Source organism: Flavobacterium sp. 103, assembly GCF_003096795.1.
GTDB lineage: Bacteria > Bacteroidota > Bacteroidia > Flavobacteriales > Flavobacteriaceae > Flavobacterium.
The window spans coordinates 3552222-3575150 of the sequence record NZ_QENX01000001.1; the positions used below are offsets into that span (position 1 = coordinate 3552222).

General features: G+C 33.6%; 27 protein-coding genes. 10 read left to right on the forward strand and 17 right to left on the reverse strand.

What is annotated here, in order from left to right:
• The first annotated feature begins 306 nt into the window (after positions 1 to 306).
• The 6 genes from C8C85_RS15035 to C8C85_RS15060 all read left to right on the forward strand — a co-directional run bounded on the left by C8C85_RS15035 (position 307) and on the right by C8C85_RS15060 (position 5131).
• Positions 307 to 996 (forward strand): aspartate/glutamate racemase family protein, encoded by a 690-nt coding sequence (locus C8C85_RS15035; RefSeq protein WP_116797795.1) that lies wholly within the window; start codon positions 307 to 309, stop codon positions 994 to 996.
• A 204-nt stretch (positions 997 to 1200) separates the two neighbouring features.
• Entirely contained in the window at positions 1201 to 2103 is a 903-nt protein-coding gene (locus tag C8C85_RS15040; protein ID WP_116797796.1) for a J domain-containing protein, read from the forward strand.
• Positions 2104 to 2216: 113 nt separating this feature from the next.
• Entirely contained in the window at positions 2217 to 2510 is a 294-nt protein-coding gene (locus tag C8C85_RS15045; protein ID WP_116797797.1) for a chaperone modulator CbpM, read from the forward strand.
• A 102-nt stretch (positions 2511 to 2612) separates the two neighbouring features.
• Positions 2613 to 3395, forward strand: coding sequence for an MlaE family ABC transporter permease (locus tag C8C85_RS15050; protein ID WP_116797798.1), 783 nt, complete (start codon positions 2613 to 2615; stop codon positions 3393 to 3395).
• Positions 3388 to 4152, forward strand: a complete 765-nt coding sequence (locus tag C8C85_RS15055; protein ID WP_243412115.1) for an ABC transporter ATP-binding protein — start codon at positions 3388 to 3390, stop codon at positions 4150 to 4152. Before C8C85_RS15050 ends, C8C85_RS15055 begins: the two co-directional genes overlap by 8 nt.
• A 7-nt stretch (positions 4153 to 4159) precedes the next feature.
• On the forward strand, positions 4160 to 5131 hold the full coding sequence (locus C8C85_RS15060) for an MlaD family protein (protein ID WP_116797799.1): 972 nt from the start codon (positions 4160 to 4162) through the stop codon (positions 5129 to 5131).
• A 44-nt stretch (positions 5132 to 5175) separates the two neighbouring features.
• On the opposite strand, the gene C8C85_RS15065 is transcribed toward C8C85_RS15060, so the two are convergent.
• The 3 genes from C8C85_RS15065 to C8C85_RS15075 all read right to left on the reverse strand — a co-directional run bounded on the left by C8C85_RS15065 (position 5176) and on the right by C8C85_RS15075 (position 7920).
• Positions 5176 to 5808 (reverse strand): porin family protein, encoded by a 633-nt coding sequence (locus C8C85_RS15065; RefSeq protein ID WP_116797800.1) that lies wholly within the window; start codon positions 5806 to 5808, stop codon positions 5176 to 5178.
• A 63-nt stretch (positions 5809 to 5871) separates the two neighbouring features.
• A complete protein-coding gene (locus C8C85_RS15070) occupies positions 5872 to 6993 on the reverse strand; it encodes a cysteine desulfurase family protein (protein WP_116797801.1) in 1122 nt (373 codons plus the stop codon).
• A 3-nt stretch (positions 6994 to 6996) separates the two neighbouring features.
• Complete coding sequence (locus tag C8C85_RS15075) at positions 6997 to 7920, reverse strand: EamA family transporter (RefSeq protein WP_116797802.1); 924 nt, start codon at positions 7918 to 7920, stop codon at positions 6997 to 6999.
• A gap of 273 nt (positions 7921 to 8193) precedes the next feature.
• Here C8C85_RS15075 and C8C85_RS15080 point away from each other — a divergent pair, with 273 nt between their 5' ends.
• Positions 8194 to 9141, forward strand: a complete 948-nt coding sequence (locus C8C85_RS15080; RefSeq protein WP_116797803.1) for a hypothetical protein — start codon at positions 8194 to 8196, stop codon at positions 9139 to 9141.
• Positions 9142 to 9220: 79 nt separating this feature from the next.
• Here the strand turns inward: C8C85_RS15080 and C8C85_RS15085 are convergent, their stop codons facing one another.
• The 8 genes from C8C85_RS15085 to C8C85_RS15120 all read right to left on the reverse strand — a co-directional run bounded on the left by C8C85_RS15085 (position 9221) and on the right by C8C85_RS15120 (position 15484).
• Positions 9221 to 9772, reverse strand: coding sequence for a Smr/MutS family protein (locus tag C8C85_RS15085; RefSeq protein ID WP_116797804.1), 552 nt, complete (start codon positions 9770 to 9772; stop codon positions 9221 to 9223).
• Positions 9765 to 9968 carry a hypothetical protein gene (locus tag C8C85_RS15090; RefSeq protein WP_243412116.1) on the reverse strand — a complete coding sequence of 68 codons (204 nt, stop codon included), beginning with the start codon at positions 9966 to 9968 and terminating at the stop codon, positions 9765 to 9767. The genes C8C85_RS15085 and C8C85_RS15090 overlap by 8 nt, the downstream gene beginning before the upstream one ends.
• 1062 nt (positions 9969 to 11030) lie before the next feature.
• On the reverse strand, positions 11031 to 12389 hold the full coding sequence (gene creD / locus C8C85_RS15100) for a cell envelope integrity protein CreD (RefSeq protein WP_116797806.1): 1359 nt from the start codon (positions 12387 to 12389) through the stop codon (positions 11031 to 11033).
• Between the two features lie 352 nt (positions 12390 to 12741).
• A complete protein-coding gene (locus tag C8C85_RS18375) occupies positions 12742 to 13062 on the reverse strand; it encodes a hypothetical protein (protein ID WP_133243392.1) in 321 nt (106 codons plus the stop codon).
• A gap of 3 nt (positions 13063 to 13065) precedes the next feature.
• Positions 13066 to 13725, reverse strand: coding sequence for a DUF1361 domain-containing protein (locus tag C8C85_RS15105; RefSeq protein ID WP_116797807.1), 660 nt, complete (start codon positions 13723 to 13725; stop codon positions 13066 to 13068).
• A gap of 84 nt (positions 13726 to 13809) precedes the next feature.
• Complete coding sequence (locus C8C85_RS15110) at positions 13810 to 14106, reverse strand: winged helix-turn-helix domain-containing protein (RefSeq protein ID WP_116797808.1); 297 nt, start codon at positions 14104 to 14106, stop codon at positions 13810 to 13812.
• A gap of 3 nt (positions 14107 to 14109) precedes the next feature.
• Complete coding sequence (locus C8C85_RS15115; protein WP_116798504.1) at positions 14110 to 14781, reverse strand: YiiX family permuted papain-like enzyme; 672 nt, start codon at positions 14779 to 14781, stop codon at positions 14110 to 14112.
• Between the two features lie 73 nt (positions 14782 to 14854).
• Positions 14855 to 15484 carry a hypothetical protein gene (locus tag C8C85_RS15120; protein WP_116797809.1) on the reverse strand — a complete coding sequence of 210 codons (630 nt, stop codon included), beginning with the start codon at positions 15482 to 15484 and terminating at the stop codon, positions 14855 to 14857.
• A 74-nt stretch (positions 15485 to 15558) separates the two neighbouring features.
• Between C8C85_RS15120 and C8C85_RS15125 the strand changes: the two genes are divergently transcribed.
• The gene (locus C8C85_RS15125; RefSeq protein WP_116797810.1) at positions 15559 to 15909 is read left to right on the forward strand and encodes a DUF1801 domain-containing protein; all 351 of its coding nucleotides are present in this window, start codon (positions 15559 to 15561) and stop codon (positions 15907 to 15909) included.
• 204 nt (positions 15910 to 16113) lie between these two features.
• Here the strand turns inward: C8C85_RS15125 and C8C85_RS15130 are convergent, their stop codons facing one another.
• From C8C85_RS15130 to C8C85_RS15145, 4 genes are all read right to left on the reverse strand, one after another.
• On the reverse strand, positions 16114 to 16974 hold the full coding sequence (locus C8C85_RS15130; protein WP_116797811.1) for a hypothetical protein: 861 nt from the start codon (positions 16972 to 16974) through the stop codon (positions 16114 to 16116).
• Between the two features lie 98 nt (positions 16975 to 17072).
• Positions 17073 to 17939: a hypothetical protein gene (locus C8C85_RS15135; RefSeq protein ID WP_410501045.1), complete on the reverse strand. Its 867-nt coding sequence runs from the start codon at positions 17937 to 17939 to the stop codon at positions 17073 to 17075.
• A gap of 70 nt (positions 17940 to 18009) precedes the next feature.
• Positions 18010 to 18828 (reverse strand): 3-deoxy-8-phosphooctulonate synthase, encoded by an 819-nt coding sequence (gene kdsA, locus C8C85_RS15140; RefSeq protein ID WP_116797813.1) that lies wholly within the window; start codon positions 18826 to 18828, stop codon positions 18010 to 18012.
• 193 nt (positions 18829 to 19021) lie between these two features.
• Entirely contained in the window at positions 19022 to 19474 is a 453-nt protein-coding gene (locus C8C85_RS15145) for a 2-dehydro-3-deoxyphosphooctonate aldolase (protein ID WP_116797814.1), read from the reverse strand.
• Positions 19475 to 19641: 167 nt separating this feature from the next.
• Here C8C85_RS15145 and C8C85_RS15150 point away from each other — a divergent pair, with 167 nt between their 5' ends.
• Together C8C85_RS15150 and C8C85_RS15155 are read left to right on the forward strand one after the other, a co-directional pair.
• On the forward strand, positions 19642 to 20199 hold the full coding sequence (locus tag C8C85_RS15150) for a YeeE/YedE family protein (RefSeq protein WP_116797815.1): 558 nt from the start codon (positions 19642 to 19644) through the stop codon (positions 20197 to 20199).
• Positions 20200 to 20202: 3 nt separating this feature from the next.
• Entirely contained in the window at positions 20203 to 20616 is a 414-nt protein-coding gene (locus tag C8C85_RS15155) for a DUF6691 family protein (protein WP_116797816.1), read from the forward strand.
• Positions 20617 to 20821: 205 nt separating this feature from the next.
• Here the strand turns inward: C8C85_RS15155 and C8C85_RS15160 are convergent, their stop codons facing one another.
• Together C8C85_RS15160 and C8C85_RS15165 are read right to left on the reverse strand one after the other, a co-directional pair.
• A complete protein-coding gene (locus tag C8C85_RS15160; RefSeq protein WP_116797817.1) occupies positions 20822 to 21493 on the reverse strand; it encodes a lysoplasmalogenase in 672 nt (223 codons plus the stop codon).
• Positions 21494 to 21501: 8 nt separating this feature from the next.
• A complete protein-coding gene (locus tag C8C85_RS15165; RefSeq protein ID WP_116797818.1) occupies positions 21502 to 22773 on the reverse strand; it encodes a sterol desaturase family protein in 1272 nt (423 codons plus the stop codon).
• Positions 22774 to 22929 lie beyond the last annotated feature (156 nt).

Consider the following 22929-nt stretch of genomic DNA (forward strand, 5'->3'; position numbering starts at 1 on the left):
ATTTTAAGAAAGCTTTTCTACTATTTATAGTATTTTGATATTATTTTTTAAAATTTTAATTGGAACTATCCCAGTTCATTATGGTAAATTGATGTTTTCCTTGATTTATCGTTTTAACACCGATGGTTTTTAGTTGGTTTCTTATTTTAATTTTGACCAAAATAAGTAATATTAAAAATTAAGCTAAGAAAAATATAGTTTTATTATACAGATAGCATTAAGTAGTTATTTTTCTGGTTTATATCCGTATTTTTAATCCATGGTTTAATAGATTTGATTGGCGAAATAAAAACAAAGAATAAAAGGATGAAAAAATTAGGACTCATAGGTGGTATAAGTTGGGTGTCAACGGCAGATTATTATAAGTTTATAAATGAGGGAATCAATAAAGAGTTAGGCGGAGTTAATTTTGCCGAGTGCATGATTTATTCTTTTAATTATGATGATATCAAAAGGAATAATGAAAACAACGACTGGGATTCGACATTCAATATGTTGTCAAAAGCATGTCAAAATTTAAAAAACTGTGGTGCCGAAGCGATTATTCTTTGTGCCAATACAATGCATCTTATTGCTGATCGAATTCAGGAGAGTGTCGATTTACCATTAATTCATATTGCCACCGAAACTGCCAAGGAAATCCAAAAAGGCAATTTTAAAAAAGTGGGTCTTCTTGGAACAAAGTTTACGATGGAATTGGATTTTTTTAAAGACAAATTATCCGCTCTTGATATTGAAACAATAATACCTGAAGCTGACGACAGAGATTTTATACACGATACCATTTTTAATGAATTGGGAAAAGGATTAATTCTGGAAAGTACCAAGGCAAGATATCTTTCTATTATCGAAAAACTTATAAATAACGGGGCCCAAGGAATTATTTTGGGTTGTACAGAAATTCCATTATTGGTAAAGCAAGAAGAAGTTCAGGTGCCTGTTTTTGACACTGCTATGATTCATTCCAATGCAGCTGTTGCATTTGCTTTGAGTTAATTTTTCTCGATTTTGAATTGTTCTAAAAGCCTTCTTTAGGGCTTTTTTTGTTTTTGTGTAATTTGCTCTAATAAAACATTTTATCATAGTTTAAATTAAAGAAAATGCTTAAATTTGAGAGTGAAATATTCATTTTTTTATAAAAGCTGAAGTGGATTCCTTTTGATTTTAAAATAGGTTATTGTATCCTAAAATTATAGTAAAATGGCATTTATAGACTATTACAAAGTATTGGAGATTGATAAAAGCGCATCAGAAGCGGATATCAAAAAAGCGTATCGAAAATTGGCACGTAAATACCATCCTGATCTAAATCCAAACGACAAAGAAGCCGAGAGAAAATTCAAAGAACTAAATGAAGCCAACGAGGTATTAAGTAATCCTGAAAACCGAAAAAAATACGATCAGTATGGCGAAAACTGGCAACACGGTGAGGAATATGAAAAAGCCAGACAACAGCAACAGCAATATCAAAATGCCGGAGGTCAACAAGGGGGTTTTGGCGGGTTTTCTGGCGGTGGTGACTATTCTGATTTTTTTGAATCGATGTTTGGCGGCGGAGGACAAAGAGGAAGTCGCAGAACCGCTGCGTTTAAAGGTCAGGATTTTAATGCCGAATTGAATTTGGACTTAAAAGACGTTTATGCCACGCACAAACGTACCCTTACAATCAATGGAAAAAATATACGGCTAACTATTCCTGCCGGTGTTGAAAACGGTCAGGTCATAAAAATAAGCGGACAGGGTGGAGAAGGGGCCAATGGAGGCCCAAAAGGTGATTTGTATCTTACTTTTAACATCGAAAATCACACCAATTTTAAACTTGACAAGCACAATTTGTACTCTACTGTTGACTTGGATCTGTATACAGCACTTTTAGGAGGGGAAATTACAGCCAATACTTTTGATGGCAAAGTAAAATTAACCGTTAAGCCAGGTACGCAAAATGGCACCAAAGTAAAACTAAAAGGCAAAGGATTTCCAGTGTATAAAAAAGAAGGAGAATATGGAGATTTATATATTTCCTATCAAATTATATTACCCACAAACCTTACCGAAAAAGAAAAAGAATTATTTTCAGAATTAGCTGAGCTTAGAAAGATATGAAATCGCCATTAAAAAAGTTTGCGTAAGCAATACCAATTAATAAAAAGGCGACCCGAGCATAGCGAATTGGCGAAACATAACATATATGACGTTGATAAATAAATTTCACACACATGAAAACAGATAACTGGATACTTTTGCAAACAATTAGTTCTCATTATCAAATAGAGCTTTCATTTTTTAACCATTTGCAAGATTTAGGCTTAATTGAAATTGAAGTTATGGAGCAATCTCCGTATGTCAACGAAAATCAGATGCATAATTTGGAACGAATGATTCGATTGCATCACGAATTGGAAGTGAATCCGGAAGGAATTGATGTCGTTTTTAATCTTTTGCAAAAAATTGAACATTTGCAAAAAGATTTGATGACTGCCCAAAACAGATTACGTCTATATGAGAATTAGATTCTTCACACGATTCATTTTGTGGATTTTAATGCAGAGAAAATCAATTGAATATTCGTATATTTGAGTAAGATTCGTATTAAAAATTAATTCATAAACCGAATGAATAGTGTTTTTAGAATTATTGAAGTATTCAAAGATTTTCTTATAGAAATTGGCGAGCTGTCTGATTTTGCGGGTCGTTTTTTCAAGGAAGTATTTAAACGTCCGTTAGAGTTTAAAGAGTTTCTTAGGCAATGCTATAATATGGGGAACCGTTCCTTGCTTCTGGTTGGGGTTACGGGATTTATCATAGGATTGGTGTTTACCTTACAATCCAGACCTACTTTACAACAATTTGGTGCCGTTTCGTGGATTCCTGCCATGGTGAGTGTTTCTATCATTAGAGAAATTGGCCCTATCATTACCGCTCTAATTTGTGCAGGGCGCATTGGTTCAGGAATTGGAGCCGAATTGGGTTCTATGCGTGTAACTGAGCAAATAGACGCAATGGAAGTTTCTGGAACAAATCCCTTCAAATATTTAGTGGTAACCCGAATATTGGCGACTACTTTAATGTTACCTATTTTGGTTTTTATTGGAGATGGAGTGGCACTTTTTGGTTCTTTTTTGATCGAAAATTTAAAAGGAGATGTTTCACTATTGTTATATTTTACTCAGGTTTTTAATCATCTCGAGTTTTTTGATGTCATTCCCTCAACGATTAAGTCTTTTTTCTTCGGCTTTGCCATTGGATTGGTTGGTTGTTTTAAAGGATATTATTGCAAAAAAGGAACAGCAGGAGTTGGGTTGGCGGCTAATTCGGCGGTGGTTTTTTCCTCAATGTTACTTTTTATCATTGATTTTATAGCGGTTTTTGTTTCTAATGTTTTTTACGATGTTTAGTGCTATGGATTCGAATGAAAAAAATAAAAAAGCAATTGTGGTTATCAAAGATTTAAAAAAGAGCTTTGGTGATAACCATGTTTTGGATGGATTTAATTTAGAATTGTTTCCAGGCGAAAATTTGGTTGTAATGGGGAAGTCGGGATCAGGTAAGTCGGTAATGATCAAATGTCTTATTGGATTGGAAGAACCGGACCAAGGCAGTATTGAAGTGATGGAAAAAGACATCAAAAAGCTTTCTCGAGAAGCTTTGGATGAACTTCGAACCGAGGTTGGTTTTCTTTTTCAGGGTAGCGCTTTGTATGACTCTATGTCGGTCCGTGAAAATTTAGAATTTCCTTTGAGACGGCACACCAAAAAATTCGGAATTATTCATGATACCACGCCATTGGTTATGGAAGCATTGGAAAGTGTTGGTTTGGCTAATACTATAGATTTGTTGCCAAATGAGCTTTCAGGCGGAATGAAGCGTAGAATTGCTTTGGCGAGAACTTTAATTTTGAAACCAAAAATTATTCTCTATGATGAGCCTACAACAGGATTGGATCCTATTACATCAAAAGAAATTTTAATGCTGATGATGTCTGTTCAAAAAAAATACAATACATCATCTATAATTATAACGCACGATGTTGATTGTGCCAGAATGATTTCTAACAGAATGATTTTATTAATTGACGGAATAAATTATGCTGAAGGAACCTTTGAGAGTTTGTCAACTTCCAAAGATCCCAAAGTGCAAGCTTTCTTTAAATAAGTATAAAATGGAAAAAACTGCTTCAGAGAAAATTAAATTAGGAATTTTTGTCATATCGGGACTAACCCTCTTTGTTCTTGTCGTGTATTTTATTGGTAACAAACAAAAAATGTTTGGTAGTACCGATCATCTTACGGCTGTTTTTAGCAATGTAAATGGATTGCAATTAGGAAATAATGTTCGGTATTCCGGTATCAATATTGGAACGGTTAGGGGGATAGAAATGATAAATGATACTACTATCAATGTGGATATGATTATCGATAAATCAATGTTCCCACACATCAAAAAAAATGCTCTGGCCAGTATCGGTTCGGATGGTTTGGTAGGAAGTATGGTAATCAATATTGCTCCAGGAAAAGGAAATCAACGGCATATTGAAGCAGGCGACATCATACAATCCTCGGGTCGTGTTCGTACCGATGATTTGTTGAATACGCTGAGTGTAACCAATAAAAATGCCGCTTTACTCACAGCCGATTTACTTAAAATCACCAAAGAAATCACTCAGGGCAAAGGCTCTTTGGGAACTTTGCTCAACGACACGATTATGGCATCCGATTTGAAACAAACCATGAATTATCTGAAAATGACGAGTAAAGGCACAACCGAAATCGTAGATAACCTTAATAAAACGGTTATGGCTTTGGGAGATAAAAACAGTGTAATAGGAGTATTGAATGATCCAGTTACAGCACAAAAAATAAGAACAATCGTTGTCAACTTGGATCAATCAAGTCAAGAGATAAACAAAGTGGTAACCAACTTAAACGCAACAATTACGAATGCTAAAAACGGAAATGGTGCGATAAATTATTTATCTAATGATCCCCATTTGGTTAAAAAAATAGATTCGACGATGACAAACTTAAATAAAGCGACTATCCTCTTGAACGAAGATCTCGAAGCGATGAAACATAGCTTTCTGTTGCGAGGTTATTTCAAAAAACAGGAAAAGGCAGCAAAGAAAGTTAACTAATTTTTGGTTGATTTGTTTAGAGCCCGTTTTTATCTCGCGTCAATTTATTTTAAAACAAAATTAACTCCTAGATTAAAACTTCCTCTACTATTATACACAGTTGAATCATAATTTATTGTAGCTATATCAGGAAGTCCTCCTTGGCCTTCCCACTCAAAGAAAATTTTATATTTATCATTTATTGGAATTTTTACCCCAACTCCCATTTGTAAACCATAATCAATAGATTCAAAGTTGTTTTTAATATTTGAATCTGTACCGGTTTCTTTTGCTCCTAGAAGTATTCCGACATATGGACCAAGATTTATATAGAAAATTTTTCCGAAATGCCAATTGACAGCAATAGGAATAGTCAAATAATTCAGATTGTAATCAAGGGTATTATTGTTATTGTAAACTATTCCAGAATTTGGGTCTATTATAAATTTATTTTCCCAGCCTTTTTGATCATATATTAATTTTGCTTTCAAACTAAAATTTCTAGAAAAATAGTAATCGATTGAGGCTCCTAAATTGATTCCATGATTAGAATCTGAACTATCGCCAAATTCTGCAGAATTAGTTACAGCTGATGTGTTTAATCCAAAATTGAAACCAATTTCGATGTCATCATTAAGTTGGCCATAGGAAGTAAAGGGTAATGAATATATTAACACAATAATGATGGTGTTTTTCATTTTTTATGTTAAAATTATGAAAAAAAAATATAAAAATAACCAATTTTTTTAATAAGTAAAAAGTTAGATGCTCCCGAGCCCTTCAATTAATAAATCAATATCTTCTTTGGTGTTAAAATGACTGAAAGAAATTCGGATACTCGGTTTTTTTAAGTCCTCATCAGATAACATTTCAGCCAGAACGTGAGAAGGCCTAATACTGCCCGATTGACAAGCACTACCTCTGGAAACAGCAATACCTTTCATGTCTAAATGAAATAAAAGCATAGAAATTTTACTTTCGTCAAAAGGCAAAACGACATTGAGTAGATTGTAGAGTGCTTTTTCTCCATTGATTTTAAATCCCGGGAAATCTGTTTTTAGTCTTTCGATGGCATAGTCTTTCAATGATGAAATATATTGACTTTCGCTTTCAAGGTTTTGATAAGAAAGTTCCAAGGCTTTTGCCATTCCTGCAATTTGATGTATGGCTTCGGTTCCTGGACGCTGTCCTTTTTCTTGTTCACCGCCAAAAAATAAAGGCTGTAATCCTGTATTTTTTCGAACAAAAGCAAAACCAACGCCTTTTGGGCCGTGAAATTTATGGGCACTGGCTACAATAAAATCGATAGGAGTATGTTGCAAATCAATTTTGGTTTTCCCAATAGATTGTACCGTATCCGAATGAAGTAAAGCATGGTGCTCTTGACAAATTTGGCTCACTCTGTCAAGATCCAAAATAGTTCCTGTTTCATTATTGACGTGCATTAAGGAAACCAAAGTCTTTTTCTCTTCTGATAATAATTCGACCAAATGGGTTAAATCAACTTCGCCATTGGGTTTAATTTTTACGTAATCTACTTGAATGTCATATTCATTTTGTAACGCAATGGCAGTATGTAATACCGCATGATGCTCTATTTTGCTTGTAATAATGCGAGTTGCCTTTAAATCTTTAATGGCAGAACGCATAATCCAGTTATTGGCTTCTGTGCCGCAGGAAGTAAAAATAATTTCGGCTGCAGAAGCGTTTATTTGCTTTGCGATTGATTTTCTGGAAAGTTCAAGAATGCTTTTAGCATTGCGTCCCAAACTATGTGTTGAGGATGGATTACCATAATCTTCGGTTAATATTTTGGTCATTTCCAAAATTACCTCGGGATGAAGTGCAGTAGTGGAAGCGTTATCAAGATATACTTTTTTCATTTTTTATATAGATTTTGAACCCTCAGCAGTTACTTTGAATTTGTGTTTTTTGCCAAAAATTACGTTCTTATTGAAAACAATGATTGAAATCAAAATTAGAGAATAAGAAAACATTTGAAGCAAAGTAACTTGTTCTTTAAAGTAAAAAATAGCTAAGGTAAAATTGATTATTGGATTGATGTACATCAGGATGCCCACAGTCGATGAGTTGATACCTTTTAAAGCATACAAATTTAAAAAAAGCGGAACAATCGTAAAAAATACAACAATGCAGAATAGGCACATATAAAATAAAGGTTCTGTTGGGATTGCACCACTGTATTTTGGATAAAAGGGCAAAATTAGCAATGCAATAAAAAGTAACTGTATATTCAAAAGAAGAAACTTATCAAGTTCACTATTCTTGCGCTGGCTGACCAAATACAATGCATAAGTTGCTGCCACGACCAAACTATAAAAAATGTCCTGAAAGTGATTTAGAGACAATGAAATACAGCTTATAACACTTATAAAAACTGCTGACCATTGCCATTTACTCAGTTTTTCGTGAAGTAAAAAGAAAGCAAAAACTGTTGTCAAAATTGGACAGATTAAGTAAGCAAGTGAACCCGCTTTCACACTCACATGATTGACAACATAAATGAAAATAAACCAATTGGATGCTAGAATCATACCTCCCAAAAGAGTCAAAATAACTATACTTCTTTTCTTTTTTAAAGGCATTACTGAGAAATCATTCCAATTTTTACGGATATTCTTTTTTCTAAAAACAAGATTTATTACCGTCATCGTCAGTACGCTGAAAAACACACGGTAGAATAAAATATCCAAAGAAGGATAACTCGATATGGGTTTTAGTGCCAGACTGAAAAAGCCCCATATGAAAAATGCTAAAAAAGCGGCGAAATAGTATTTGTATTTTTTCATCGAAAAGTAAAATTCGCCACAAAGATAAGGATTTCTGTAGTGAATCAATGTCTTTAATAAGTTGCTGACAATCTGTGAAACTAAGATGGAAAGAGATTTGTTCTCTGTTTTTTAATAATCTAATAACCAAAATAAGGGATAATTACTTTATTTTAAAGCTTAGTGTCTTAGAGGCTTAGTTTCTCAGTAATTTTTCAGTTAAATATCAGGTTTTTGGTTACTAAAGTTTAAGAAACAAATTAAAAATTCTATTTTTGTTCAAAATATAAAATAATGAAACGATTTTTAGGAATTTTGATTTGTGTATTTGCTTTTTCGGGCTGTGATGATGGTGATTTAATAGTGGATACAATTGATTTTTCGGATGTAACTACAAGCAGTTGTTCTGATAATAATCTTATTTTTAAACTCAAAGAAAGTGAATCTTTAATTCTGAATATTCCAGAAGTAACTTTTACAGAGAACCCTACACCTGTGAATGACCCAATAAAATTAGACATTAATACGACAAATCGAGTGGTGTATAATTTTTATGACGGTAAAGTAGCTGCCGCAAATATATGTGCTTTAATTCCTCCGGCGACTCCCAATATAAAAAATCAATGGGAAGCATCTTCGGGTATCATTCAAATTACAACTACTGCTGTAAAGAAATTGAACGAAACAGATAACAGTACCCGAATAACAGGATACAATAATAATATTATTTTACAAAATATCACTTTCACAAAACCTGATGGTACAACTCAGTTTTATGAAACTTTTCCTTTTGGTGATTACTTGAAAACGGTAGATCCATTGCCATTTGGTTTTCAGGGACTTTTGAATATATGTGCAAATGGTCAAGTATATGATTTTACCGAAAGCGAGGCTTTTACACTGAATATCGATCCAGCATTAATTGTAAATGCGGTTACGCCTGTTGGTTCTCCAAGAACTGGAGTAATAGGACTTGTCAAAAATAAATTAGTTTACCGTTTGTTTAACGGTGTGGTACCACCATCTTATTTTTGTCAAACAACAGATCCATTATTGCCTACCGTTAATCAAACATGGTTAGGAAAAGCTGGGGGAGTAATAGAAGTTACTACTACTACAAGTGGCCCAAATACTTTCAAACATACCATTATTCTTAAGAATGTAACGCTTGAAAAAGACACAAATAATTTTCAATTGGGAACCAGTTATAAATATGGCGAGTTACAAACTAAAATACCATGATAAAAATCTTGAAACACATAAAAAAAAACGTCAATACTTTTAATTAAGCATTGACGTTTTTTTATGGAGTTAAGGATACTTATTTATTGTTCTGTTTAAAATAAACTTCGGTTGCACCGGCACCATATTTTTGGTAATTGGCATCCTGAAAAACAATATTGTCATAACGGCCAAATAGAAAATCCAATTCGGCTTTCAAAATACCTTCACCCACGCCGTGGATGAAAACAATCTTTGGAATCCGATTGCGAATCGCAAACTCAATATGACGTTTAGCTGTTTCCGACTGCAAAGTCAAAATATCGTAATTTGACATCCCACGTTTATTGGGCACCAGTTTTTCGATATGTAGATCAAACTCCGGCACTGGCAATTCATGTTTGTCTTTCTTCTCTTTTACAAAGCTTCGAGGTTTTGGGATCTCCTTTTCTTTCTTTATTTCATTGATGTTGATACCTTTTATTTCCTCCATCAAATTGGCAGATTCTCCTATTTTGATGAGCTCATTGGTGGCAAAATTCATCACAAAACCATCTGCTGTTTCAATAGTGATGACCTTGTCTTTGACCGACAAGACAACACCATCAACCGCTTCATCCAACACCGAAACTTTATCACCTTTACTAAACATCATCTTTTTCTTTATCTTGATTTTTACTTGGAGTCTTACTGCTCAACTTCATCATTCCCATCATAAAAATGACAATGGCAATCACCATTACATACACATTTTTATCGGCGCTTGTTTGCTCATATAAAGCTACACCAATGGCCAAAACCATTAGCAAAATCATAAATTTTTTCATCATTTCATTTTCAGTTTCCAAAAATACTAAACTTTTTGACTTATTAAGACCAAAAATCATAATAAGGGCGTATCCCAGTTGTGAAAATCTCAGTCGTGCCTCCTTTGTTTTTTACAACTGGGTCGGGCTTTTGGCTTCATCTTTATTTTTTGAAAGAAAAAAATAAAGGATACCGCTGCAATCCCTTACGCAAAAGTGCCTTTAAAGAAATGGATTTGTAAATCATATCCTGATTAGTTTATAAGGTTGGTTAGTCATAAAAATCTTCTCATAAAGAAAAAAGTAACGAGATGGTAATCAATATTGTCATCAGGATAACCAAAAAAAAAGTTTACCGATCAATACATGAGTTATTTCTTAATATTGATTTTTATATAATGTAAGAAAAGAGAATTGAATTAAATAAATTTCTAAAGCGCAATGATTTTTCCGTACGATTAATACGTTTAGTTTATCAAAAATGATGCATTTCATCGACAATATTTTGACATAATCTTATTTTTTTTAACTTTGGAGTATTAGATGATTTGTGTTGAGTATGAAGTATTTTCGAATATAAAAGCGATTATTTTTGCATTCAACACAGCTAATAAAAATGTAAAGTCTAACATAAAAAAATCCAAAATGCATTTAATTTTAGAATTAGGTATTGTTGCAGGAATTTTACTTTTAGTACTGCTAATCTCCTTTGCAAATAAAATAAACCAAAAATCTGAGAGATAAAAAATCATGATTTAAATGGCGAGGAATTGAATGGTAATAAAATCAATTTGTCGTGAGCTTTGCAAAGTACAATTCAAGAATTCCTTAAACTGAACCACACAGAAAGAGGAATAATTTAAAAGTAAAAAACCACAAAGTAATGAACCTATTACTTTGTGGTTTTTTTATATGTGGAAAAAGAGCTTACGGGATATCAAATCAATAATAAAAAGTTCTTATAAAAATGAATGCCCTTTCCTAGATTACTTCACTTAATTTTTATTATAACTGGAGTTCAGTCACCTACGTTTGCGGTGAAAATCCCCTGCTTTTGGGCGTGGATTGCAATGGGTAGCAGGATTAGCTCCTGATTATTTTAGTTTATTTGTTCCAGTCTATTTTTCTTGAAAAGTACATTACTGCTGCAAGGATAGCAAACAAACCGATACTTCCCACCAATAATGCATAGTTTTCCAGTTGTATGATGACATAGATAAAGGTGTACAACCCAGTGAGTGATCCTGCGATGAAAATAGGGAATTTGTTTCCTTTTAGGATCGAAACGGAGTACAGCGATATCAATGCTATGATTGCTGTTGCTGCGATGAGGTAGGCTTTCGTGAAGCTACTGTGTTCGGTGATTGAAATCAGCAATGTGTAAAATAAAATCAGTGCCAACCCGATCATGGTATACTGGAAAATATGAATCCTGATTTTGCTGATGGATTGGATTAGAAAGAAAACCAAAAACGTCAGGCCAATCACCAGAAAGCCATATTTAGCGGCTCTTTCATTCTGTTGGTATTGGTTTACGGGAATCACAAAGTCAACTCCAAAGGCATAGGTTCCTAAATCGGGTAAGACTTCGAAAAATTGTTGTGAAAAAGCTCTGTTAATGTGAAGTATTTTCCAATTAGCCACAAAACCGTCACTGTTGATTTTTTTGGTTTTATCGTCTGGAAGGAAATTACCGGTGAAGCTTGGCGAAGCCCAATTGGATTGCATGCTTAACTGCGTAGTTTTACCAATAGGAACCATTTTTATTTGCTTACTTCCGTTGTAGGTGATGTCGAATCCAAAGTTGGTTTTGACCGTCTTTAAAGTGTTTTTTAGGTCTATAAAACCGGTTTCCAGTGCTTGTATTGAATCGGTTATGTTGGTGCTGTAAACAGGTTCAAATGTCAATTTATTACCGCCAAGATTTATTTTTACCTCGTCTTTGATGCTTTTTAAGTTGGTTGTTTTTATCAATATGGTGGCTTTATTCCATTGAATGTTTTCGGTTGGAATATTTTTACTGCTGAAATCGGGTTGAATATAATTCCCTTCAAAATTCATTTTGGAACTGTATACGACCGATTCGTAGTTGTTTCTATTAAGTAACTTGGTAGTAACGTTCGATTTGGCTTTCAAGTCTTCCGGGAAGAAATAGGCGTATTTGGTAATTGCTTTTTGCTGTTTTACCGTTTCATTGGTTTTTTGGTTAATGGAAAGCGTTTCCTCAAAAACGGTATAAGGAACTTTTAGTATTGGACCATAAAAATAGACGCTTTCACCCCATTTGTCATTGATTTCGGAGATAACTTCTTCTTGACGGTTCGAGCGTTCCTGAATCAAACTTTTGACAAATTCCAGCGGAATGAGCAAAATGAGGGTTAGCAATCCTACCATGAACATTTTAGCAGTATTGGATTGAAAAAAAGGTGTTGGAGTTGGGTTTTGATTTTCTGGAGTTTCCATTTTTTTTGTTGTTTAGTAATGATTAAAAAATAACATTGTAATACAGTATTGCAATGGGAATGTTGCACAATAAAAGAATAATTTTGAAGGCTAAATTTTCTCGCTCCTCAGGTAAAATGATAGAGAGAAAAATAAGATAGAGCAGCATTATAGAGTTAGTAATTATTGAAAAAAGCACATAATAAAAGCCTATTAGTAAAATCATACCAGCATGAGTACTGGATTTAAATAATAGAAGCAATAGGGTTCCAATCACAAATGAACCAATGGCCAGTTCATTTGAAAATGCCCATTTATAAAAGGATTTTGTTCGGTTAGGCGTCTACATGTTTTGGTCTTTATAGTCAAAAAATTACAATAGTTTTTGGGTGTTTAGAAAACTGTAATACAGAAATGCTGCAGGAATGTTGCTCAATAGAATTATAATTTTAATCCCAATGTATTTCCGCTGTTGGGGAAAAATGTAAAAATGATACAAGAGGTGACAAAACATTATTGCATTGAGAAATAGTGCCATAATCATGAAGATAAATCCAATGATTAAAACAAAAGAAGTATCCTTTAGCGTCAGAAAAAGAATGAAAAACAATGTGCCAATTGTAAAGCAACCAACGGCGAGTTCTGTGGAGGTTCTGCCTTCAAAAGGTTCCTCTTGAGTTAGGGTAGTTTGCATGATTTATAAGGGATTTATGGTTGAATGAAATTTTTTCAAGAAATAAAATAAATAGATATAGGCTCCAAAAAAAAAGGAGAACAATAATGCGTGTACCGATAATAAAGAAATTAGAATGTCATGAATCAATTCTAGGGGATTACTCAAAATGTCCCAACTATTGTATCGTAGAATCCTACCCAGATAAATTCCAATACCACATAAAAAGCAGATTGACGGCATCATTAATTTAGTAATAAGTGATGTGGTATAGTTTTTTATAATATTTTCAAATTCTATTAATGAAATAATACCAATGGTAAATCCAATTAATGCATAGGAACTAATGATGATCAAATCAAACCAAACCAAAAGATTGCTTGATTGTGATAAATGAATTAAGTCGGTCAGGATGTAAAATGAATTGGGTAGAAAAAGAATCCAGAAAAAGAGAAGTAATAGAGCTTTAATTTTACTTTTTTGGAAAGAAATTTGGGTTTTTAAATAGGTAATGAAAAAGTAAGGAATGAAAGCCAGAAATAGGTTCCAGACTAAGAAAAAGAGATAAATTGTGTTGGTCAATTTTGCTCTTATAGCTAACAAAATGAGAGAATAAGTCGTGAAAAGCAATAATATGCTGTTGGTTTTTCGGTTGCTATTGAAAAGTCTGATTATGAGTTGCATAGATTTAATTTTAGAGGTTTTTTTTAATTGGATTTTAATATTAAAAGTACTTTGAATTTCAAAGTGTTTGATTAAAAAAATAGATTATCGTTTCTGTATTAATTTTTCGAGTGCATCAATATGATCTTGAAATGCTTTGCGACCAGCTTTGGTAGCTCTGTAGCTTGTATTTGGCTTTTTCCCAATAAATTGCTTTTCGATTGCAATGTAGCTTTCCAATTCCAAGGCTTTGGTGTGACTGGCCAGATTACCGTCGGTAACGCCTAATAATTCTTTCAAAGTACTAAAATCAGCCGATTCATTGACCATCAAAACCGACATGATTCCAAGTCGTATGCGGTGGTCAAATGCTTTATTTATATTTTGAATAATGTTTTTCAAGTCTTAGTAAGTATCAATTATTGTGGTTACTATTTTGGATTGTTCCAGGTTTGATGGCGCAACTACGTTCTCTTCAAGCGGGATTTTATTTCCATATCTTTCTGCTAGTATTGCTTGTACTCGGGTATCTTCTAAATTAAAATCTTTTAGTTTTTGAAGAGGACACAATTCGATTCCAGCTCCGTTTTTGTATATTTTCCAAATCAATTCTGAGCAATATATTTTATCATCAGACCATTCAAAATAGTGGTCATAGTCTTTGTTGTTGAAGCCTTTTGCATAATTTTTCATCTTTTGCAAAGTTACAGAACTTAAAAGCCTCGATGCATTTTTTAATCGGGTTACCAAAAAATGATTTTCCTTTCCGCGGGTAATCCAAGTTTTGAGGGGTGTGTATTTTACAGGTTGAACAGCTTCAAAAACATATTTTTCACCCTTCTCAATAAATACGATTCCGCAATGGGAAAATTTGGAATTTGTGGCTATTCTTATGGCTTCAGATTGTTTGGATTGGGAAGTTTGAAAAATCATGTCTCCTTCTTGTATTTTATCCAAGACTGTGACAGGTCGAGCACCAAAAAGAATATTCCCAAACATTGAATTAGCAATGAAAAGGGCACATCCAAAACTCATCAGAAAGGTAATTATGGCAAAAATATATTTCGTTTTTTTCATATCTGTACTTTTTGGTTTCATAGTTCACATCGATATTGTCTGTTTTATTATTTTCAATCTAAAACTCTGCAATCTAGTTCCTGTCGTACTTGAAATACATCATACTACCATATACGATATGACAGATTCCAAATCCTAATGCCCAAAATTCTAACGCGTACCCGGAGAATTCGGTGGCTAAAAGCCCTATTATAATAATCGTGATACCCAGATAGCGCACATCTCGGAGTGTATATTTACTTGCATTTACACAAGACAAACCATAAAAAATCAAAGTTACGGGGGCAATCAATCCATAGCTTCCATTTCGCAATAATAACAAGCCAAAAATTCCACCGGTTACCAATGGAATCATGAAGTTGGTTAACAGTCTTTTTGAACTGCTATTCCATACTGTTTCGCCTCCTCTTTTTGTTTTGTTGTAGGTTAGTAATATGGCCGTGGCTATTGACAAAACTAATACTAAAAGTGCAGTCAAAACGATTAGTTTGAAAGTATGGCTTTCTAAAGTGATAATCTTGTCGTAATTACCCGAACCATAATTATTATTGTTGTTTTCAATTAATATATGGGCTATAAAAGCACCTATCAAGGCATATATGCCTGCCATTATTCCACCCAAACCGCTCAAAGATATAAACTGAGAGGATTTATTCATCATGTTTTTAATCTCACTGATATCTTGTAAATATTTATCGTCCATATATAAAGTACTTTGAATTACAAAGTAAATAATAAAATTTAAGAAAAACAATACTTTTTTATTATTTTTATTAGATGAAAATTACGGATGAATATATCTATCGCCAGCCTGAAAAGTTTAGGTCAATTCTTTTGCATCTAATAAGTGTGTTTGAACGGGAAATGCCTGAATTGGATTTGCTTTTTAAATGGGGAATACCTTATTTCTATTATAAGAAAAAACCTTTCTGCTATTTGGCACCCAATCAAAAAAAGGGATTTGTAGACGCAGGTTTTGCCAGAGGATTTCAATTAACAGGAAACCAGGATTATCTTGTCGGAGAAAAGAGGAATACAGTAAAGTCGCTTCGGTATTATGAGTTAGAGGATATTGACAATACTATTTTGGTAGATGTAATCCGGGAAGCTGCGACATTATATAAATAAAAATAGTACAGTCCGTAAAGCGTACTAAGTGTTTTTTTTTGCCACTGATTACACAGATTTACACAGATTTTATTCCCATTATTAAAGAAATCTGTTCTAATCTTTTTAATCCGTGGCCAATTGAATGGGTATGGTATTTGTTACGGATAGTCATAAATAAAAAAAATCCCCCGAAGGAGATTTCATAACTATGTTGAGGATGAATTAAAGTCTGAAGATACCTCCAAAAGAAACAATTGTTCCTCCGTACCAAAAATGATGTTGAGCATGATCACCAGTATAAGTAGTCCTAACATCTGTCATGTTAATATAACCACCTTTTAACTCGGTTAGCATGTAAAAATGTTTGAAGAAAGTGAAATTTAAACCAGCATCCGCCGAAAAACCGTATCCTGAAATATGAAACTCGTCATGTCTTTGTTTTTGTAATACTGTAGCGTCTGTTCTTGGAACCAATAATCCCATTCCTAATCCTTGCGTGAAGTTTAATTGAAATATATCGGTATTTGTAATTCCAAAAATTGAAGAGATATCTGTGTAATAAGCTGCTTCGGTAAAAACATAATTTAATCCATTTGTATGTTCAAATTTTAAAAATTTACCGTCAGTTAAATCTATTGGTTGGTTATTGTAAGTTCCGTTAAATTGAGAACCGGCTTCAGTCGAAGGCAAATTAATCGTTCCATTAATCATTGCTGTTTGGTTTTGAGTCATCACATATTTCATGTGATCAACTCCAATGGAAACATTAAATTTATCGTGGATAAAATACCCAATTTTCCAATTGGTCTGCGATGAAGTTAAGCTTCCAGGTTTTACATAATCAATATTCCAGCCTTTTGGTAAATCATGAGATTGTGCATTTTCTACTGTAAAATTGTATCCCTCTCCTTCAAAATGTAAATCAGAAGTAGTGTAATAAGTTCTATTTCCTCCCCAATGTGCAAAGAATTTTCCTTTGTTGTGTGCGGTATATAATTCATTTGATGGTGTACTGTCTTGAGCAAAAGCATTAGCAGTAAAGAAAAAAACTAAAAAAGCAGTATGTAAAATTTTTGTTTTCAATGTCTTTAAATTTGATTAATAATTTTTATTAAAGCAACTAAAATCTATCTTATACTAAAAATCTCCCGAAGGAGATTTTGATTTTATGTGAGAGTATTTTATAATCTAAAAATACCTCCAAAAGCAATAATTCTTTGGAAAAAGAAGAAATCTTGTGAAGCTTTATCATCACTACTTGTTGTTGTTCTAATATCTTGCATGTTGATGTAACCCGTTTTTAGCTCACCTTGTATATAGAAATATTTGAAAAACGTAAAGTTAATTCCCGCTTTTGCAGATAAACCATATCCAGAAATGTGAAAATCATCATGACGAGGCATTCCTAGCACAGTAGCATTTGTTTTTGGATATAAAAGTCCGGCTCCTAAACCTTCAGTTAAGTTGATCTGAATTTTATCTGTATTTGGTAATTTAAATAATTTCGAAATATCGTCATGTCTGGAAACCTCAGTATTAACATAGTTCAAACCATCTGTATGTTCGTACATTAAAAAAGCAGTACCATTTGGCTGAACAACATTTTTCTCATAACCACCTTCCTGAGCATTACCTTGAGACATATCTACAGGAGTATTATTATAAACTCCGTTGTAAATAGAGCCAGATTGATCAGCAGGTAAATTAATATAACCAGTTACATTAGCTATTTGAGCTTGGCTCATTACATACTTCATGTGATCCCAACCAATAGCGACACTGTAATGATCGTTAATGAAATATCCCATTCTAAAGTTAGTTTGAGGAATTGTCATGTTAGCAGGATTTATATAATCAACATGCCAGCCTTTTGGTTTGTCGTGAGAAACCATATTATCAACTGTAAAGTTGTAATCTTTTCCTCTGAAGTTTACATCAGATTCACTATAGCTTTCTCTGTTGCCACCCCATGAAATGAAGAATTTTCCTTTATTGTGTGCAGTAAATTTTTCAGTACTTTGCGTGCTGTCTTGAGCAAAAGCATTAATTGATAAAAAAAGAACTAGAAATGAGGCGTAAAAAAAAAATGTTTTCAATGTATTGGTATTCTATGTTAAATTAAAATTGATTTATGGTTTTTCTAATGGCAACCAATTTGTTCATTAAAGGCTCGAAGTAATCCAAGTGTAACATATTTGCACCGTCACTTTTAGCATTAGCTGGGTCAAAATGAGTTTCAATAAAAATACCGTCTACACCAACAGCAATTCCAGCTTTGGCAACAGTTTCAATCATATCAGGTCTTCCTCCGGTTACTCCAGCAGTTTGGTTTGGTTGTTGTAATGAATGAGTAACATCCAAAACTGTTGTAGCATATTGTTGCATAGTAGGAATACCTCTGTAATCAACAATCATGTCTTGGTAGCCAAACATAGTTCCACGATCCGTTACCATCACGTTTTGGTTATTACAGTCCAATACTTTTTGAACCGCATGTTTCATACTCTCCGGACTCATGAATTGTCCTTTTTTCAAGTTCACCACTTTTCCGGTATTGGCGGCAGCCACAACCAAATCAGTTTGACGAACAAGGAAAGCAGGAATTTGTAATACATCTACATATTCTGCAGCCATTGCAGCATCTTCATTAGTGTGGATATCCGTCACAGTCGGCACTCCAAAAGTTTTAGATACTTTTTCCAGTATTTTAAGTGCTTTTTCGTCTCCAATTCCAGAGAAACTGTCTATTCTAGAACGATTTGCCTTTTTAAAAGAACCTTTGAATACAAAAGGAATTTGTAATCTATCAGTGATGCCAACTAACTTTTCAGCAATTCGCATTGCCATTTCTTCTCCTTCAATGGCACATGGACCAGCTAGTAAAAAGAAGTTACCGCTCTCAGTATGTTTGATTTGTGGGATATTATGTATGTTCATATTGTGTTTTTTTTGAAAGTGCAAAGGTAGTTTGAATTTGCGATTTCCGAATTAGATTTAGCAATTATTTTTAGAAGCATTAAAGCTATTATTTGGAGCTATTCCCGCTATTCGCTTGTATCTTTATGTCTCGTGAAAAAACGAGACATAAAGGATACCGCTACTATCGGGGCTAGGGCAGTAGTGGTTTTAATTATATTTTCTTTAAACTAAGACCAACCGGAACCATTAATTGACCTCTTTCATAGATGTTCAAATACAAGATGATTGGCTTTTTTAAACCTTCCCAACTTAATTCATATACATCTAGAAATCCAGCACCCATATCGCTAGTTTTGGTTGGAAATGGGCAGCAGTTTTCCAATTTTTTATAAGTTATTTTTTCGCCTTTTGGTCCTGCCAAAGCATTTATGAAATATTTTTGGTTGATGGTGTCATTTTTGGTGCCTTTGTAAAAAATATTGATAGGGTAGTCTTTATCATATCCGTATTTTTTGTCTTTACTGTATTGAGTAATTATAAAGGCATTATTTTTACCCACTACAGGCACAGGAGCATTATTATCTACGTTTTTTATTGAAGATTTAATACTTCCGCATGAAACGAGTAGTAGGAGTACCGTTATGAATAAGGCTATTTTTTTCATTTTGAGAGTTTAAATTTTTAAAGTGATGTATTTCTTACCACAAATATAAAAAGAACTTTACTCTATTATCAAAAACCAACTGTAATCCTTATATTTTTTTGTCAAAAAACAGCTGAATTGATGAATTTATCAAAATCCTTTTATATTTGTAACCAAAACAAATTTATATGAGTGTGATTTTTCAAACATGGCCTTGGTATGTCGCTGGCTTTTTAATCGGAATGGTGATGCTTTCACTGATTTATTTCGGAAAGAATTTCGGTATGTCAACTAATCTTCAGTCTTTATGTTCTATGACCGGATTAGGAAAACGTATTGAGTATTTTGATTTTGACTGGAAAGCAAATCGTTGGAATTTAGTAGTGGTTTTGGGTGCTATGGCCGGTGGTTTTGTAGCTGTGCATTTTATGAGCGATCCTTCTAATGTTGATATTAATCCAAAAACGATAGCTCAACTTGCCCAAATGGGAATCGATGCTCCCAATGGTCAGTTAATGCCCCAAGCTTTATTTGGAGAACAAATTTGGCAATCACCCAAAAGTATTTTGATACTCCTTGTTGGTGGTATTTTGATTGGTTTTGGGACGCGTTATGCAGGTGGATGTACATCTGGACACGCAATTTCAGGATTGAGTAATTTGCAATTGCCTTCGTTGAAAGCGGTTATTGGTTTCTTTATTGGCGGACTGATTATGGCTCACTTTTTATTACCCTTACTTTTTTAGACCATGAATGTATTAAAATATTTTCTCGTAGGATTCCTTTTTGGAATCGTTCTTACCAAATCCGAAGCGGTTTCTTGGTACCGTATTTATGAAATGTTTCAATTTCAATCGTTTCATATGTATGGAATTATTGGGGTTGCCGTTGCGACAGGAGTTGTTGGTATTCAGATTATCAAAAGATATAACGTCAAAGACATCGATGGTTTTCCAATCGAAATTCAGGAAAAACCAAAAGACAATGCCAGATATTGGATTGGAGGAATTTCTTTTGGATTGGGTTGGGCATTGGTAGGTTCTTGTCCAGGACCCATTTTTATATTGATAGGAGCAGGGTTTATGCCTGTAGTTATTGTCCTTATTGGAGCGCTGATTGGGACTGTTATTTATGGTGCTTTAAAAAGTAAGTTGCCACATTAATCAATAAAACTCTTTGTATAAAAAAGCATTTTCTAAATTGGAAAATGTTTTTTTTTGGGATAAATGACTTGTTATACGTGAGTGAGGGATAGAAACTAGCTACCGAAGTAGCGTGTATAGCCCGACAACATTAAGGAAAGAGGCCGAATAAGCGTAGTCTAAATTAGGACTCTTTTCTTAATGGTGGCACGCCCTAAATATTATTTTATATTTTGGAATTCAATTTTAAAATCCCAGCAACAATTAAATATTGAGCAAGGCAATAGGTTGCCATAATGTAAAATGAAGCATGTTCAATTGGCGCATAAAACTTATTGAATGCCAAAATACTATCGGAACTTACAAATACAATCGCTCCGATAAGTATGTAATTGTTTGCAGGAATCGCCCATTTTAAACTGCCTTTGAAAGCAAAGAAAAGCATGGTGGTAATCACTATCGCATAGACCAAAACCGGTATTTTTAAAGGTCCCAGTTTGGGAAACAAAGTATCAATCATAAAAATGAAATAGACAATAATAACCAGAACACCAACCCAAAATAGGACTTTGTTATCGTTGGTTCTAGTGTTTTGTTGTTTGCTGAAAAGGATAATATAAACCAAATGGGATACAAGAAAAGCTACTAGCCCGAAGATGAAATAGAGTTCGCCTCTATCTGTAAAAAGCAAAATAATATCACCTATCCAGGAAAAAGTCAACGCGGTTAAAAGGATTTTTTTACTTGGAAAATTGTCTGAAACCACAACTGCTGCCAGTAAAATAGGAAGCAGAACAGGTTTCATATAAAAATCGAATCCTTCAATATTAAGGAATTGAATACCAAGATAAATAATAGCAAAACCAATATAGGTTTTGAGAAGTAAAGATGATTGCATAGATTTTTTTAAGAAGTTGCGACAATTGATTTTTTTGCATCAAAGTTGGTGTTTACAAAATAAACCGTAACCAATAGCGATAAAACGAGATATCCAATTATGATGTAAGACGCCAAAGGGAAAAGTGTATTCATGCCAAACCAATCACCAAGATATGCAACGATTGCTATTCCCGAAAAAAAGCGGATTGTTTCCCACAACAATGAGATTTTTCGAGTATCCATCAATTCGGTGTAGCTGTAAACGGTTAGAAATATAAAAGCACCGTAGATGAATACGTTTGGTAAACCAATATTCGCAATAGAATTGTACATATAGGTAATGAGTAACAAAGTGATTATGGCTTGAAATAATGACCAATACATTAATTTGTTGGAATGTTGTGTCCCATATTTCTCAAAGGCATAAACATCGGTTATTTTGTTGACGGGGTATTTTTCTTCAAAATTTTCAGGACGCCAGCCAGTAGGTTTGAACCAAATGGTGAGTTTGTCTTTCCATTTTTCGGCACGCCAAGCATCGGTTATCAATAACCACAAGTGCTGGAAGTTAATTCGGAAAGGATTCCAAGTTTGTGCTGGTCTTGTAATGCCAAAAACAGGGGGAACCGAATCTAATTCTTCCTGAAAAGTGCCAAAAAGTTTATCCCAAATAATAAATATTTGCGAATGATTTTTGTCCATATAAATGGGGTTGATGGCATGATGAACGCGATGATGCGAGGGTGTAACAAGAATGTGTTCCAAAAAGCCCATTTTTTTGATATGTTTGGTATGATACCAAAATTGTAAAAATAAGTGAATAGGCAGTATTATCGCAATTACCCTTGGTGGGACGCCCAATAGTGCCGCTGGAATCAATAGAAAAGTAAATAAATTGACAAAACTCGAAACTGTTTGACGCAAGGCACAAGCCAGATTAAATTCTTCGCTACTATGGTGAATCGCATGTTTGTTCCATAAAAAATTAATTTGGTGAGAAAGTCGATGACTCCAATACCCATAAAAATCAATGACGATAAATCCAATGATATAAGCCCATATAGTAGCATCCAAATGAATTATGGCAAACTTGTTTTCAAACCAGTCATAAGTCACTAAGGTAATACTAAGTCCAAGAACATCTTTGACCGAATTGACCATTCCCGAACTGATACTAGAAACTGAATCCATGTTTGGAACCGTGTCTTCTCCTTTATAGTGTCCGTATATTTTTTCGATTATAATTAATATCAAAAAAATAGGCATCACAAAAACTAATATTTTACCGTATTCTTCCATTTGAGGGGTATTTTTTTTCAAATATAGAATAATTGTTTAGAATGTTGTAGTTTTTGTTATTTTTTTATAAGTAGTTTTACATATTCAATAATGCGAATTTTCAGAAGAATAGAGTTGTTGGAGAGTATTTTGGTTTCAAAATTAGTTCAGGTACAG